Raw genomic sequence first — 16,999 nt, 5'->3', positions numbered from 1 at the left:
GACCATCATTTTCTTTGGCTGTTTAGGCCGGAACCATATCTTAGCATTTTCAACTTATGTTGTCAACACCTAAGTTGTCATTACCTTGGCTGACAAGTCCAAGCATTCAATCTTCTACTTGTTAACCACTACCCATCTTCGTGGCGCTCAGTTATAATACCACTTTCATTGTTTGATGTCAACTGTTTTTGATCAACTATTTGGCAACAATAATATTTCCCTCGATATAGTTATGAGGTTGCGTGTCTGACGGTGGTTGACCTAGTGATCCAAATAGTTATCTGTGTTTTGGAACGCTGATTTAAAGTTGTCATCATGGATTATTTGCTCAATCATAGCTTGTTTTTCATCTTTTGTGTACTCGTAAAAGATTGGATTAAGATCCCATTCCTTTTCTGAAGGATAATAACGCAGATTTGCCCTCACTGTTTTTTCTGTCATATTATTTTTAAAGACTAGAGTTAAAGCGTAATTGTTAAAGTTATATTCCTTATCAAATCCAGACCCCTCAACTATAACTTCAGTAATCTCCATTTCTATATACCTCCCACTTAAGCTCGCTTTAATCATATTATGTTGCTTCATTCACTCCATTATTCAATCGAGCTTACCGCAGGAGGTAAAATTGATTATCTTCCCTATATTATTCCGACTGTGTAATCACTTAGTAAAACAGGGATCCGTTGCGTTCCGGCTTTTACCCGGGACTCTGTTTTAATGTTTTTCATCTCAAGTTTGGTGACCATTCCGCTGAGTTGAATAACGTTTAATATGTCATCATCTTTCACTTGCATGACTCCAATAATAAAACCCGTACCAACCGGGTCAACCTTGCCAATGGCGATCCCCTTTCCTGCACGGCCTTGGGGTTTGTATTCTTCTAAGCTTGTCCGTTTTAAGAATCCTCGTTGTGTAACCGTCACTAAATCTCCGAGAGGATATTCTTCCGAATCAGTTAATATCAATGCGTCAACAATCCAATCTTCATTCCCTAAAGTCATTCCTTTAACACCGCGTGATTTTCGGCCCATGGTATTGATTTCCGTTTCTTGAAAACGAATCCCTTGGCCTTTATAGGTGGTCAAGAATAATTCGCCCCCGCCATCGCTGAGGAACACTTTAATAATAACATCTTCATCTTTAAGCCCCATGGCTTCTGAAGAGCGAGCATTTATGAAATCACTCACCGGACTCCGCATAACCTGTCCATCCTTGGTGACAAAAACAAAGCATAACTGTTCTGATGCATCTTTAAGGGGAAGGGTAGAAATCACATTTTCTCCTATTGGCAATGTAAAAAGGTTAGTCAGCGGTCCCCCTTTGTCTTTATTCTTTGCTTCAGGGACTGTTTTTGCATTAATAGTGTAAAACTTACCTGACTGAGTGAAAAAATATAAAATATCCTTGTTAGTACAGGTTATCCTCTCTTTTAAGATATCTCCATCCTTAAAAGAACAAACAAGTGAGTTATCTTTCTTGTTTCTCGTTTGGAGCGGGATCCGTTTAATAAATCCATTGGTTGTAAGCATGACTTGAAACAAACTTTCAGGTTCTTCAAAGGAACTCAGGTCCATCTGCTCCCTCATTTCCTCGGGCAAAATGAAAGTTCGGCGATCATCTCCATATTTGTCAGCAATGTCTTTAAGTTCTTTTTTAATAATCTCATATACTTTATTAACATCAGCCAAGATACTCTCTAAATATGCAATAAGTTTTAAAGCCTCTGCATGTTCCTTTATAATTCCATCTAATTCGAAGTTCGTCAAATGTTGAAGCTTCATGTCTAAAATGGCTTGAGCTTGGATCTCAGACAGTTCGAAACGGGTAATAAGTGAAGCCTTAGCTAATGAAGGGGTTTTACTGGCACGAATAAGGGCAATAACTTCATCCAGATTATTGATAGCAATAACTAATCCTTCTAGGATGTGAGCCTTTAAACGAGCCTTCTCCAAATCATATTCTGTACGTTTTGTAATAACGATTGTTCGATGTTTAATAAAAGCCGCATTAATCTCTTTTAAACCTAGAACCTTCGGAGTGCCTTCGGCTGTAATAACTAAGTTAATGATTCCAAATGTATCTTCCAATTGGGTGTGTTTATAAAGAAGTCGTAAGATTCTCAATGGGTCGGCCTCTTTGCGGCATTCGACAACAAGCCGAATTCCCTCTCGGTCCGACTCATCCCTGACCTCACTAATTCCCTCTATCTTACCTATATCTGCCAGGGTTTCAATCTTGGCAGCTAATGTTGATTTGTTAACTTGATATGGAATCTCGGTAATTAGGATTGAGCTTTTGCCATTTTTACTTTGCTCAATCATTGCTTTACCACGCATCGTCACTTTTCCGCGACCTGTTTTATAGGCATTAACAATGCCCTCAGTACCGATAATCAATCCACCCGTTGGGAAATCCGGACCACTTACCTTTTCCATGAGTTCATCCACCGTGACTTGCGGGTTATCTATTTGATGTATGACGCCTGCAATGACTTCTCGCAAATTATGGGGAGGTATATTAGACATCATACCAACAGCAATCCCTGATCCACCGTTTACTAAAAGGTTAGGGAAAGGGCTTGGCAGTACAACAGGTTCTTTGAGTCTTTGATCATAATTTTCTTTAAAAAGAACCGTGTTTTTCTCTATATCTTGGGTCATGAGCTGGGATAGATGCGTCATTCTCATTTCCGTGTAACGCATAGCAGCTGCATTGTCCCCATCAATTGAGCCAAAATTCCCCTGACCATCTACCATAGGGTATCGGGTTGCCCAAGGTTGTGCCATGCGAACTGCAGATTCATAAATTGACGAGTCACCATGAGGGTGGTATTTCCCCATACAGTCCCCCACTAGTCGGGCTGACTTACTATAGGGTTTATCAGTGTGCATTCCAATTTCGTCCATAGAAAATAGGATTCTGCGATGAACCGGTTTGAGCCCGTCCCTGACATCCGGAACAGCCCGCTGTAAAATAACGTGTTTAGAATAGCCTAAAAAGGCTTCTGGTAAGACATCCTCAAGCGGACGCTGAATGATATTGTCTTCTGTTATACTCATTGGGTACTCCCCCTAAAACTCTACATATCATCGTCGGTAAAAACGATATTTTCCATCATAAATTCACGCCTTGGTTCAACTTGCTCACTCATCAGAATTCTAAGCTTTCGCTCCGCTTCTAGAGTATCATCTATCGTCACCTGAATCATGCGCCTATTAACTGGATTCAGGGTTGTTTCCCAAAGCTGTTCAGGATTCATTTCGCCAAGTCCTTTATAACGTGATATCTTCGCCGTTTTTCCCAGTTCCTTTAGTTCTTTTTTTAATTCATTGTCATCAAAAGCATAACGGATAATCTTGCCTCGTTCCTTCTCCACTTTATATAAGGGAGATTGGGCGATAAAGACCCTTCCGCCTAGAATAAGCGGTTTCATATATCGATAGAAGAAAGTCAACAACAGGCAGCGAATATGCGCACCATCGATGTCAGCATCAGTCATGATACATACACGTGCATAATTGCCCTTCTCTAAATCAAATTCTTTGCCGATTCCCGCGCCAACCGCGGTGATGATGCTCCTGATTTCTTCGTTTTCTAAAACCTTGTCTATCTTAGCACGATAAGTGTTAATGACTTTTCCTCTCAGAGGAAGAATGGCCTGAAACCGCCGATCACGTCCCATTTTAGCAGACCCGCCGGCACTGTCTCCCTCGACTAGGAAAAGTTCATTGCGGGCTTTGTCCTTCCCGCTGCAGGCCGCAAGTTTACCACTTAGTGCCTTAACCTCAGCATCTCGAGCTTTCTTCTTAAGTTCTTTAGCTTTCTTCGCCGCCAGTCTTATAAGGCAGGTTGTTAAAGTGCGATTGATAACATCTTTAGCTATCGAAGAGTTATTCTCAAAGAATTGGCTGATCCCCTCATTGGTTAAGGACTGCACAATCCCCTCAATTTCCATGTTGGAAAGTTTGGTCTTGGTCTGTCCCTCAAATTGAGGGTCTCTAACCTTGAGGGACAGTACGCATGTTAAGCCATCTTTCAGGTCATCCCCAATAAGATTTTCATCTTTTTTAAAGAGATTATTTTTACGTGCGTAATTATTAAAAACTTTAGTTAACGCAGTTCGGAAGCCTGACTCATGAGTTCCTCCCTCATCGGTAGGGATATTGTTAACATAAGAATGCAGAGATTCATCATCCCCGTCATTATATTGAATAGCACATTCTACAATTACATCGTCTTTTTCTCCATTAAAATAGATGGCCTTCTTATGTACTGGGGAGAAGCTTGATTCCTTGATTAAATGTTCCACAAAGCCAATGACTCCATTTTTAGAAGAAAAGGTTTCTGATCTTGTTTCTCCACGCTGATCATTCAGAATAATTGTTAGTCCGCTGTTGAGAAAAGAGAGTTCCATTAAACGACTTCTCAGCGTGTCATATTTGAAAACAGTTGTTTCTTTGAAGATAAGTGAATCAGGTTTAAACGTAACAGTTGTTCCTGTACCTTGAGTATTTTTCCCTACCTTATGTAAATCGGACTTTAGTTGTCCCCCATTGATATACTCAACACGATATAGTTTTCCATTCCGTTTTATGTCAACTGTGACATAAACGCATAGGGCATTGACCACGCTTGCTCCGACGCCATGTAATCCTCCGGAAGTTTTGTAGGTTTCCCCATTAAATTTCCCCCCGGCATGAAGGGTTTCAAAGGCCAACCGCACAGCCGCAATTTTCTTATCCGGATGTATGTCAACCGGAATTCCGCGTCCATTATCCTCAATGGTTATCGATCCATCTATATTAATAGTAACAGCGATACGATCACAAAAACCTGCCCCAGCCTCATCAATTGCGTTGTCAATGATTTCATAAGCCAGATGATGAAGCCCTCTGCTTCCCGTGGAACCAATATACATGCCAGGTCGTTTTCGGACTGCCTCCAGTCCTTCTAAGACCTGGATAGATTCTGCATTATATTGCTTTGCTGACAAGAACGGTTCACATCCTTAAAGATATTAATTTGATACTGAAATAGCTGCTAAATTTGTAATATCCATCTGTGAATAATTAATATACGATTTAGCAATTAATTAAGTATTATCACGGATAGTATAAACGATTATCCGCCAACAAGTACATTATCACTTGCTTGTCCTTCTTGTCTAGATATAGTTTATTTCAAACAAAAAGCCACCCCTTTCGAGATGACATATGTTGAATTGTTTTTTCAGTCTCTCTCTACTTCGCCTTTTCTCTATCATCACTTTATTAATTATACCATAAGTATTTTATTTAGGAATTTACACACGCAAATGTAAAATCATATACTCACCACTAGATTCGAAACACTACTTTACAATCATAACCGGACATTCCGCTTTGCTTAATATTCGTTGGCTAACGCTCCCCAGCATAGATCCTGCAATCGGTCCGTACCCGCGGTTTCCCATAACAACAAGGTCAATGTGTCCGCTCTTGGCCTCTTCCAGAATGGCATTTGCTGTATGCCCAGGTTTTTGTTTCTTCTCAAGCTTAACTGTTCCAATATCAATCCCTGCAAGAGTTGCAGCTAAAGCCTCAATCCCATAAATACTGATTTCTTCCTGGGGTACAGAAATTCCATTTGAAAGTGTATACCCCAAAGCCTCTGGTGTATACACCACATGAAGAAGGAGAATTCGAGAATCAAACTTCTTTGCTAAATCTAAGGCTAATATTAAAGCACGTTTTGCAGCTTCGGAAGCATCGGTTGGCACTAAAATATTTTTAAACATATATTATCCTCCGTTCAATGGTCCTTAATATTTAAAGCTTCAGCTTCAGCTTTAGCCTCAGCTCCCTAACAGGACTCTAAATTCAGGGCATTCCACTCTCGATGTATTAATCTTAAGTTAGTACCAATACCTGGGGTAGTGCCTATTGGGAGACAAGTTATTGACAAGAAGTCCGATTATTACCAGTATTACGGCGCCAGACATAATCGGCGTCAAAATATAGCTCGGTTGGGCTTGACTCAAGATGGCAAATAATGCTGTTGCTCCCCCTGGCGGATGAGTTGTCTTTGTAAGAAGCATAACGACTAAAGCAAGAGCGGTGCCTAATGCAGGTGACCACCAAGTTAACCCAAACATCAGAAACGTTGCAACGCCCGCTGCAGCTGAAAGAGTATGTCCAAAGATAACATTACGGGGTTGGGCCATTGGAGCATCAGGAACACCATAAATTAGAACAGCGGATGCGCCAAACGACGCCACAACAGAAAGGTTAAACTTTTGAGCAAACAAAGCTATTGCTAGTATCCCAAGAAAAGCACCTAGGCATGTAATGATTACGTCTATCGGTGGTGGAGACACAAGGGGAGTTGTCCTTTTGTAGCCTTTCATTTTGCATATGTACCTTATCAGCAGGGATTGTATTTTAGGTATTAAGGCATGCATATTTCTTGGATCATGCGGATCTGCATTTTTTTCCGATTTTCTCAATTCATCCATTTTGACTCGCTCCCCTCTTAAATAAATATATCTAATAATAACTCGGTCTCAGTCGGGAAGCTGTGAACAGTATCACACTTTATATTCTTGTACGACCTTCAATTAAGAATATACTTTACTTTCGCGAGTAATTTACGTTATAATTTTGTAAAACAAACTATAATTTTGACATTTATATAGATGATATTGTGAAATAATTAACGGAGGTAATAGTTTGACGAGTAAGACATTCGACCATTTAATTCATTGGCGTGACTTTAAACTTAAGGTTTTTTTTGAAGGAATAATTATTGGACTTTTTTCCGGCCTAATAATTGTAGCTTTTAGATACTGTTTGGAACGCGCAGAGTCATTAAGAGAATCTATTTACTACTCAGCAAATATGTACAGTGTCAAGATTATCTTCTTAATTCTTGGACTTGGTCTTATTGCATTCATATTAAATCTAATTGTCAAGAATGAACCCCTTGTAAGCGGCAGCGGTATTCCGCAAGTCAAAGGCGTTTTAACAGGTCATCTAAAAATGAAATGGTTAAAAGTTCTTTTGCTTAAGTTCGTCGGCGGTATAATTGCCATTGGTGCTGGTTTATCTTTAGGACGTGAAGGGCCTTCTGTGCAAATAGGAGCTACAGTAGGTCAAGGTGTAAGTCGAATTTTAGGTCGATTAAAAATTGAGGAAAAGTTTTTAATAACCAGCGGAGCAAGTGCGGGTCTGGCGGCTGCCTTCAACGCACCTCTATCTGGTGTTATTTTTGCAATGGAAGAACTTAACAAAAACTTTTCCCCAGCTATTTTAATGTCTACTGTTGCGGCCTCCCTTTCGGCAGACTTTATTACGAAACTTTTCTATGGGTCATCTTCAGCCTTTGATTTTCCTGAAATCCCGATTTTACCCGTTAACTACTACTTATACTTAATTGGACTAGGTTTGATAATCGGCCTGTTCGGCGGTCTTTTCAACCGCTCATTAATGAAAACCCTCGAATATAAGGATAAATTAGTTGGTATTCCCAACACAATAATAATTGCAATTCCACTATTGATCGCCGGATTATTGGGATTTATTTTACCTGAAGTGCTTGGCGGAGGTAATCAGTTAATAGACTCTTTAAACCAAAATTATTTTCCCATAAGCTTTCTGGTTCTTTTAGTATTAGTAAAGTTCTTTTTCACTTTAATCAGCTATGGTTCAGGGGTTCCAGGGGGGATATTTTTACCCATCTTAGTGATCGGCGCATTGACAGGAAATATATATAACGATCTGATCGTAAATCTCTTCCACGTTAGCTCACATTACAGTAATAATTTTATTATCTTCGCTATGGCCGCTTACTTTACAGCGGTTGTAAAGGCACCCATTACCGGAAGTATACTTATTACAGAAATGACCGGCTCCTTTAGTCACTTATGGGCGCTCATAACTGTTTCTACTGTGGCTTATCTTGCCAGTGACTTATTAAAAACCAAACCAATTTATGAAGCACTTTATGATCGCATTTTAATGAAAAAACACAGCCCCATGGACGAAAAAGATACTATGATCCTTATCGAGACTGTCGTTTGTTTAGGGTCTGAAATTAGCGGCAAAAGTGTTAAATTTATTATTTGGCCTAAACATTGTTTGTTAGTAAACATTAAACGAGGAGATCAAGAAATAATTCCCCTGGGAGATACGAAAATTTATGCGGGAGACCATATCTTCGCTCTAGTCGACAAGAACCAGGCAACTGATATTGAACAATCCTTTTGCTCACTCGCAATGGAATTAAGTAATATGCCTTGATCTAATCCCGAAACTCAAATGAAAAACAGGGGTCGTAACGAAACTTGAGATTTTTTCAAACTGGTGGTGCGTTATCCCAAAATAGAGGACTGTACACCTTTGAAGTGGTGAACAGTCCTCCAATATATCAGGGGATTACAAATAGAGTGGGGATGTAATAAACTGGAAAACAAGTTTCGTTACATCCCCTGTTTTAAGCGACTTCTTTTTTTAAGACTTATAAAGAAATTTTTTCATTTATCGGCCTTTCTCTAAAGCCATTCGTTTAAATTTTTCCCTGACGTTTTCCGGGGGTACCGACAACGCTGATCGGCGAGACATGGTCAGTGATCCGCTCGGACAAGCAGCAGAACACACTCCACAACCAATACAGACCTCATTATTCACAACGGGAATTTCGCTTCCATCTTCTCTGTCTGACATAGTAATTGCATGAATTTGGCACTTTTCAGCGCAAATGCCACAGCCGAGGCAATCGTCTGATTCTAGGAGAGGCATGAAGTTACTAGGATGAGTGGCAAAGACTTGTTGTTCATTGATTCCGCGGAGAACTTTGCAACAACAACCACAGCAGTTACAAATGTAGGTCGGTTTATTCAGCACGTTATCACACAGATGCACTAAACCCAGTTCCTGAGTTTGCTTAAGTACCTTCAACAGGTCATCGACAGATGCTGGCTTGCCTAGACCTTTGCGTATTATCCATTCGGATGCCCCTCCAAGGGACATACAGACTTCTGTTGGTGCATCACAGGCTGTACCGAGATGAGATGCTTCATGTCGACAAGCGCATATGCTGATAGCACCACCGCCGGACTTCCGGATAACTTCCGCAGCCTTCTCATAGTCTAAAACTTCAGTTTCAACTGCCAAAGGTATAACATTTTCATAAATCAGGGTTCTCATGACTTTGGTATCCACACCTGCAATTTCTTTCATAACACTTGGGCTGTGAAAGTAGGTTTCGAATAACTCTGCCAACTCTTTTAAGTTAACATTATCCCCCGTCCGCATAAAAGTGTATTCAAAGAAACCGACTAACATCGGGGCTAACATATAATAGAAGGTATCCTTACGCGGAATGTCTAATACCAACCCTTTGTCTGACATTCTATCTAGTATTACTTTCAATTCTGATTCTTCAATGCCGGAAAGAGACGAGATCTTGCTCAAAGGCATCGGTATGAACGAGAATTTGCTGCCCACTAAAGCTTCGCTTTCCGTATAAAGACGATGGAGAATTTCCATGAGATGATCGTTGATTGGTGCTCCTTCCGGAGTCTTACTTAAGCGTTCAGCTAGTGCAAAGTATATCTCTTCTTTAGCATTAATAATATGGCCCAAGGTTTATAGCCCCCTCTTTCACTACTTGATCCCCTCAGCATAAGCCTCATGAATAGCATTGAGGACTTTGCGCGGTTTTGCCGCATCTCCGATAATGCTTAAATTCTCTAACTTACCTTGCAGATTATTATAGAGTTCATTCTGTGAACAGGAACCTATAGCTAAAACGACGGTATCTGCCGGAATAACTTTTTGAATACTGTCATCGGTGCTCTCCACTAATACTCCATCCGCACGAATTTCGAGCACAGTATGATTGTCCAAACAATTAACCTTGTGGCGTTTTAAATCAGCCAACATAGACCAGCGGGTACTAGCACCGATATCTCGTCCAATTCCTTTGGCCATCTCTAAAACAGTAATCTTTTTACTTCCTTGTGTCAACAAGCGATAGAGTTCTTGATCAGTTTCTGCGTGTTGTAACATGAGAAAACGTAAGGTTTCACTATTCAGTGTGCCAGCTTCTGCCAGAAGCAGAGCAGTATCCACCCCAACAGCTCCACCGCCAACAATAATAACGTTCTGCCCTGTTTTTTCACGACCTAATAATACATCCCAAGCCTGAAGCACCCTGACTCCTTCTTCTATTTTGATAGACGGCATAATGGGTCGGGCTCCAGTAGCAATTACTGCCCTATTATACCCTTCCTGCTGTACAGCGGTCAAAATCATATCTGAGGTAGCCTTGACGTTGTATTGAATTGCTACTCCAAGTTTCTGGCAAGCAATGGCCAAGTAATTTGCTAAGTACCCGAAGTCTTGTCGGTCCGGGGGAGCTGCGGCTAAGGCTAATTGTCCCCCCGTCTGTCCACTCTCTTCCCAAATAGTTACCTTATGACCCCTAAGTGTTGCGACACGTGCAAACTCCATTCCTGCGCATCCAGCCCCAATGACCAGTACTTTCTGAGTTTGAGCAGATTGCGGGATTGGACCTAGTTCGAACTCTCGTCCGACTTCAGCATTTACTAAACAGCTGACTGGTCTAAGGCGAAATATATTGTCTAAGCACCCTTGATTACACCCTATACACGGACGAATGTTATCTATCTCACCGTTCATGGCTTTATTCGGCAGTTCGGGATCCGCTAGCAATGGTCGGGCCATACCGGTAAAGTCTGCCAGTCCCTCTTCTAAAATGTTCTCAGCCAATTCAGACGTGTTTATCCGATTACACGCTATTACAGGAATACAAACCACCTGTTTAATGCCATGAGCGAGGTAAGCATAAGCTCCCGGGGGAACATTCATGGTAATCTGAGGAACTTGAGTTTCATGCCATCCCCCAGTTACATTGATTGCATTAACTCCAACCCTTTCGAGGGCTTGGCAAAAGGCACGTGATTCTGTATTCGTGTTGCTGCCTGGAACAAAGTCATTCCCAGCAACCCTAACAATAATGGGAAAGTCAGGTCCGACTGTTTTACGAATTCCCTCTGCTACCTCGAGTCCAAAGGTCATCCGAGCTTCAAGGTCTCCACCATAACGATCTGTACGTTGATTAGTAACAGGAGAAAGAAATTGGGATATAAGATAGCCGGCACTCGCTAAAATCTCCACACCGTCAAATCCTGCTGTTTGGGCTCTTTTTGCAGCGTTGCTAAATGAATCTATTACTTCTTTAATCTTTTCCTCGGTTAGCTCTTCAGGGGTCTGCCCTGTTAATTTAGAAGGGATTGGAGAAGGAGCCACGGATGCCTTACCAGTAAGGGCAGAATGTGTATATCGCCCGGCTTGATAAAGCTGAGGTACAATTTTTGCACCCTCAGTATGTACCGCATCAACTAATTGACGCAATCCCGGAATGTAACGGTCATCATCAATTTGAGTCATTCCAAATGCATTTCCAATCCTGTCGATGCCGCACCCACCAACAATAATTAATCCAACCCCGCCTCGAGCTCGCGCTCGATAAAACTCGATTAGCTGGTCATTAACCTCTCCTTTAGGACTATACCCTAAATGCATAGGTGTCATCACCAGACGATTGCGAAGTTGGAGTGTGCCTATCTTAGCGGGAGAAAAAAGAATTGACATTATAAAGCCCTCCTCTTAATTAATATTTCTTTCGCAAGAATTAAATTACGCCTAATAAATAATCGAATATTCTCACACTTAATTTTAAAAAAATTTATTCCTGAGATAGTTTTTCAAGTACTCTTTCAAACGCCGCATACTCTTCTTCCGAAAAACGTCCTTTGATTTCCTGATTAAGCTTTTCAGCCAAACAGGTTATCTCGACTATGCTCTGTTTAGCCTTTTTAGTTAGAAAGACCAAGAGTGAACGCCTGTCTTCTGGGTCGTCTCTCCTCTCGAGTAAATCCTGCCGTTCTAACCTGTCAAGAATGGAAGTGAGAGTCGAGCCATCCATCTCCAGGCCTTTAGCAAGGTCTTTAAACTTGACTCCATCATTTTCCCACACTGCACTAAGTACATAGAATTGAGCAGGAGTAATACCGTATTGTGAAAAGCTGTTTTCGTAATAACGATGGACCTTTCTCATCACCCTGCTGAGTTTGTAGCAGACATACTTTGACGGCCTGCTGTTAGTCTTAATCTCGTTCACTAATTGCACCTCAATATTGTTGGTAAGACATTTATTTGTATATCATTAATTGTACACAAATGATTATGTGTAAATTATATCTCAGTTTCTTTTTTTTTACAATATGAATTTTAATTCATTCCTTAGATATTTTGACTGTAAGCAAAAAAGATGCTGTCTCTTACCCTGACAGCATCTTTTTAGAATAATGATCTATAATGGACTAATTGTTTGCAACTGCACTTTTATACTGTGTCATTTAGATCCGCTCCGGTGAACTGACTGTTGTAAAGATCTGCATAGAAACCGTTCTTTGCAAGAAGCTCAACATGATTACCCATTTCAATAATACTTCCTTTGTTCATAACCAAAATCAATTCTGCCTCTCTAATCGTCGAAAGTCTATGGGCAATTACAAAACTGGTTCTTCCTTGCATTAGTTCCGTCATCGCTCTTTGAATATAAACCTCAGTTCGCGAGTCAACACTGCTTGTGGCTTCATCCAGAATTAAGATTGCAGGATCTGCCAGGATTGCCCGAGCAATTGTGAGAAGTTGTTTTTGACCCTGAGAAATATTAGACGCTTCCTCATTCAAGATCGTGTTGTAGCCATCAGGCAATGTTTTAATAAAGTGATGTGCATGAGCCGCTCTGGCTGCTTGCATAACCTCTTCTTCTGTAGCACCTTCGCGACCGTAGGCTATATTCTCCATAATAGTACCGTTAAAGAGCCAGGTATCTTGAAGCACCATGCCAAACATACTGCGTAAAGCTCCACGCTTAATATCTCGGATATCAACTCCATCGATCGTGATTTTACCGTCATCTAGTTCATAGAACCGCATTAATAGATTTACAAGAGTTGTTTTGCCGGCACCCGTTGGTCCAACGATTGCGATTGTATTTCCCTGTTTGACATCAATATTCACCTTCTTGATCAGCGGTTCTTCCTCTTTATAGCTGAAATCTACATTTTCGAATCTCACTTCTCCCTTAGGCAAAGCAATAACTTCAGCATTAGCACTATCCGGTAATTCTTCAACCTCATCAAGAAGTTCAAACACACGCTCTGCCGATGCCACAGTCGATTGAATAATATTAGCTATATTGGCAGTCTGAACGATTGGCATCGTGAATTGTCTTGAATACTGAATAAAGGCTAGAATATCACCAATTGTAATCGAACCATTAATGGCAAAAAGAGCGCCGACAACACTGACAATCACATACCCTAAATTGCTGACTAGTCTCATTAAAGGCATTATTATTCCTGAAATAAACTGTGCTTTATAGCCTGCAGTATATAGTCTGTCATTAATTGAATTAAAGGTTTCGATGGAATCACCTTCACGTCCGAAGGCCTTAACAATTCTATGCCCAGTGTACATTTCTTCGACATGCCCATTAAGTTCTCCCAATGACTTTTGCTGAGCCGCGAATTGTTTCTGAGAGTGTTTTGCAATATTCATAGTCACTACAACATAAAGCGGCAGAGTTAAAATAACAATAACTGTTAATATAGGGCTTATTGAAAGCATCATTACAACTACACCGATAATAGTAGCGATAGACGTTATTAGTTGGGTAAGACTTTGCTGCAAAGTTGTTGAGATATTGTCAAAGTCATTAGTTACCCGGCTCAAAATTTCGCCATGTGTTCTGGCATCAAAGAACTTAAGCGGTAAGCGGGAAAGCTTCTCATCAACTTCCTTACGCATATTATAAACGGTTTTTTGGGAAACTCCCGCCATGATATATTGTTGCAAATAACTGAATGCGGCACTAATAAGATATAACCCTAAAAGAATTAACACGATCTGGCCTATATACGTGAAATCCATTGGCGGAACAGGCAAATTCAACTTTTGGGCCATCATTTTACCCGTAAAGCCTTCACCTATTTTTGTGATCGCCTTACCCATGACTTTGGGTCCCACAATACTGAAAACTGTACTCAGGAGAGCAAAGATAAACACTGCAATGAATTTGCTTCTCTGAGGCTTTAAATATTTCAGCAACCTGAAAAGTGTCCCCTTAAAATTCTTTGCTTTTTCTACCGGTTTTCCCAGGGATCCTGCCGGGCCTCCTGCCTTTCCACCAAACCCTTGAGATTTATCTGCTTTACGTTCTTCGCTCACGCTAATTCCTCCTCTGACAGCTGGGAAGCTACAATCTCTCGATATACCTTACAGGTATTTAGCAGTTCTTTATGCGTACCAATGCCAGATACCTCGCCCTCATCTAAAACTATAATTCGATCTGCATCCCTAACTGTTGAGACACTTTGAGCAATAATAAAAACCGTAGAGTTTGCAATTTCAGGTTTAAGTGCCGCCCGCAACTTAGCATCCGTTTTAAAATCCAAGGCGGAAAAACTGTCATCAAAAATATAAATCTCAGCTTTTCTGATTAAAGCACGGGCAATTGAAAGCCGTTGCTTCTGTCCACCCGAAACGTTAGTCCCGCCCTGGGCAATAGGATGATCAAAGCCTGCTTCCAGCCCAGAGATAAACTCTGTTGCTTGGGCAACCCGCGCTGCATGTTCAATCTCTTCCATAGGAGCATCTTGTCTTCCATATTTTATATTTTCAGCAATAGTACCCGAAAACAGCACGGTTTTTTGAGGAACGAAACCGATCTTGGCACGAAGCGCTTTCTGACTCATTTCCCGAACATCGACTCCATCGACCAAAACACTGCCGCTTTCAACATCGTAGAAACGTGTCATTAAATTAATCAATGTGGATTTACCTGAACCGGTACCTCCAATAATCGCTGTCAGTTCACCTGGTTTGGCACTAAAGGTTATATTCTTAAGAGCTGGTTGATCTGCACCAGGATATCTAAAGGAAACCTCCTTAAATTCAACAAAACCTCTTTCATCGTTCACTTGTTTTAATTTTTCGGGATCAATGATGTCTAGATCCGTATCCAGGACTTCATTGATTCTTACTGCTGAAACCTGAGCACGAGGCACCATAATAAATAACATTACCAGCATGAGCAAGGAGAATAAGATTTGAGTAGCATATTGAATAAAGGCTAAAAGTGAACCAATTTGCATTGATCCCTCGTCGATTCTAAGAGCACCAAACCAAACGAGCGCTACCGTGGTTAAGTTCATAATTAGCATCATAGCAGGCATTAAGACAGCCATGATTAAATTGACCTTGATTGCGTTGTCCATGAGGTCTGCATTGGCCTCATCAAATCGAATTCTTTCTTTTTCGATGCGATTAAAAGCACGTATGACTCTGATTCCGGTAAGTTTTTCCCGTAGAACAAGATTTAATCTGTCGATCTTTTCCTGCATTACCTTAAATAAAGGCAACCCTCTCTTCAAGGTTAGACCGATAATCGCAAAAAGTATGGGAATTGTAACTACAAGTACCCAAGCTAAGGATGTATCCTGTTGCAAAGCCATAATAACTCCGCCAATACAGGTTAAAGGTGCAGTAATCATCATACTAAGGATCAAAACAGATACTTGTTGAATCTGAGTTACATCATTTGTCGTTCTTGTAATAAGTGTGGCAGTTCCTAATTTATCGAACTCATGCAAAGAGAAGCTTTCAACTTTAGTGAAAATCTTTTCGCGTAAAATCTTGCCAAACCCGACGGCCGTCTTTGATGAGAGATAGGTCGCGATGATCGCGCATACAGTTCCTCCCGCTGCAATGAGCAGCATGAAACCACCAATTTTAATGATATAATTTACATCTTTGTTAGCTAAACCTATATCAACAATATCAGCCATTAGGGTCGGTAAATAGAGATCTGAAAGCACTTGTAAGAAAAGAAGTACAATTACAACTGCTATTTGTACAGTATATTGTTTTAGAAACTTTAACAATTTAATCATATCTGTCTCCTCGCCATTTAATGTTATTGATTGTTTTTTCCAGAGTCCCTTAAAAGATTTTTCAGGGTATTAAGACCCCTATAAATCTCATTGAGATCTTCTTGGGTTCCTTGTTTCAAAACTTTTTCAATATTAGACTTCAAATTTTGATGCATTTTTTGATGAAGGTCCTTAAAGTGGGGAGAAATACTCACATAGACGACTCTCCGGTCTTCTAAACTTCGTTCTCTGACTACCATTTCTTGTCTTTCAAGCCGGTCCAGAATCCCTGATAAAGTACTATTAGGCAAGCTAAGTTTACTGCTGAGTTCGGTTATTTTAACCTTTTTTTCCATACTTATCACTCGAAGCACCATACTTTGCAACGCTGTAATTCCTGAATCCTCAAAAGCCTTACCCATACTCTGCTTAAAAAGGACCATTACTTCCTGAAAAAGGTTTGCCACTTTAGTGCTTTCATTAAGATCGTCCATTTCTTCTCACTCCTTAAACAATTCGCACACATACATTTCCATCACGAATATTTCGTTAACGTTTATTTCGCACATGAAGTATATTACTCTCAAAATTATCTATAGTCAACAAAGAAACCCTTTCATCATTTAGGATATTGAATAATTTTACAGATACTATATTTGTCCCTCGAAAAATACGGCTTCATTCCAACAATCGGAATTAGTGCTTGTTTTCTAATTACCAATTATTCCAACCAAAAGAATTTTCTATAACCAAGCCACAGGCTGGGTATTAACCTTAGTTGTCGTTTATGCGCTTTTCATGACTCGAACAGGACTTCGAGATTATATATGGACTATTTCTACAATGGCCGTTACCAATGGAACCTATCAAAACCGTGCCTAATCAATATGCCACTTACTTGAAAAGCAGTGAGTATCCAATAAAAATACAGAAGAATACCCTCGATAGAGTACAATTAAGTTCGCAAAATTAAAAAAGGGAAAACCATCGGTTACT

General features: G+C 40.4%; 12 protein-coding genes. 1 reads left to right on the top strand and 11 read right to left on the bottom strand.

Going from position 1 to position 16,999, the window contains the following annotated elements:
- Positions 1–261: 261 nt before the first annotated feature.
- From LJE72_RS24815 to LJE72_RS24795, 5 genes are all read right to left on the bottom strand, one after another.
- A complete protein-coding gene (locus LJE72_RS24815; protein ID WP_229250744.1) occupies positions 262–534 on the bottom strand; it encodes a hypothetical protein in 273 nt (90 codons plus the stop codon).
- Positions 535–638: 104 nt separating this feature from the next.
- Positions 639–3,059 carry a DNA gyrase subunit A gene (gyrA, locus tag LJE72_RS24810; RefSeq protein ID WP_229250743.1) on the bottom strand — a complete coding sequence of 807 codons (2,421 nt, stop codon included), beginning with the start codon at positions 3,057–3,059 and terminating at the stop codon, positions 639–641.
- 20 nt (positions 3,060–3,079) lie between these two features.
- The gene (locus LJE72_RS24805) at positions 3,080–4,993 is read right to left on the bottom strand and encodes a DNA gyrase/topoisomerase IV subunit B (RefSeq protein ID WP_229250741.1); all 1,914 of its coding nucleotides are present in this window, start codon (positions 4,991–4,993) and stop codon (positions 3,080–3,082) included.
- Between the two features lie 357 nt (positions 4,994–5,350).
- Entirely contained in the window at positions 5,351–5,776 is a 426-nt protein-coding gene (locus tag LJE72_RS24800; protein WP_229250740.1) for a universal stress protein, read from the bottom strand.
- 117 nt (positions 5,777–5,893) lie between these two features.
- Positions 5,894–6,439: an HPP family protein gene (locus LJE72_RS24795; RefSeq protein WP_229250746.1), complete on the bottom strand. Its 546-nt coding sequence runs from the start codon at positions 6,437–6,439 to the stop codon at positions 5,894–5,896.
- 268 nt (positions 6,440–6,707) lie between these two features.
- On the opposite strand from LJE72_RS24795, the gene LJE72_RS24790 reads away from it, so the two are divergent.
- Positions 6,708–8,276, top strand: coding sequence for a ClC family H(+)/Cl(-) exchange transporter (locus tag LJE72_RS24790; protein ID WP_229250739.1), 1,569 nt, complete (start codon positions 6,708–6,710; stop codon positions 8,274–8,276).
- A 237-nt stretch (positions 8,277–8,513) separates the two neighbouring features.
- Here LJE72_RS24790 and LJE72_RS24785 read toward each other — a convergent pair whose 3' ends face one another.
- The 6 genes from LJE72_RS24785 to LJE72_RS24760 form a co-directional block, all read right to left on the bottom strand.
- Positions 8,514–9,620 carry a 4Fe-4S dicluster domain-containing protein gene (locus tag LJE72_RS24785; RefSeq protein WP_229250738.1) on the bottom strand — a complete coding sequence of 369 codons (1,107 nt, stop codon included), beginning with the start codon at positions 9,618–9,620 and terminating at the stop codon, positions 8,514–8,516.
- Between the two features lie 21 nt (positions 9,621–9,641).
- Complete coding sequence (locus tag LJE72_RS24780) at positions 9,642–11,654, bottom strand: oxidoreductase (protein ID WP_229250737.1); 2,013 nt, start codon at positions 11,652–11,654, stop codon at positions 9,642–9,644.
- A 94-nt stretch (positions 11,655–11,748) separates the two neighbouring features.
- Entirely contained in the window at positions 11,749–12,183 is a 435-nt protein-coding gene (locus tag LJE72_RS24775; RefSeq protein ID WP_229250735.1) for a MarR family winged helix-turn-helix transcriptional regulator, read from the bottom strand.
- Positions 12,184–12,407: 224 nt separating this feature from the next.
- The gene (locus LJE72_RS24770) at positions 12,408–14,300 is read right to left on the bottom strand and encodes an ABC transporter ATP-binding protein (RefSeq protein WP_229250733.1); all 1,893 of its coding nucleotides are present in this window, start codon (positions 14,298–14,300) and stop codon (positions 12,408–12,410) included.
- Positions 14,297–16,024 (bottom strand): ABC transporter ATP-binding protein, encoded by a 1,728-nt coding sequence (locus tag LJE72_RS24765; RefSeq protein WP_229250732.1) that lies wholly within the window; start codon positions 16,022–16,024, stop codon positions 14,297–14,299. Before LJE72_RS24765 ends, LJE72_RS24770 begins: the two co-directional genes overlap by 4 nt.
- Positions 16,025–16,047: 23 nt before the next feature.
- Positions 16,048–16,497: a MarR family winged helix-turn-helix transcriptional regulator gene (locus tag LJE72_RS24760; RefSeq protein ID WP_229250730.1), complete on the bottom strand. Its 450-nt coding sequence runs from the start codon at positions 16,495–16,497 to the stop codon at positions 16,048–16,050.
- Positions 16,498–16,999: the final 502 nt, after the last annotated feature.

Origin of the sequence: Desulfosporosinus shakirovi, assembly GCF_020595055.1 — a bacterium.
Classification (GTDB): domain Bacteria; phylum Bacillota; class Desulfitobacteriia; order Desulfitobacteriales; family Desulfitobacteriaceae; genus Desulfosporosinus; species Desulfosporosinus shakirovi.
The sequence above is the reverse complement of the archived record's forward strand: the minus strand, read 5'-3'. Positions and strand labels throughout refer to the sequence as shown.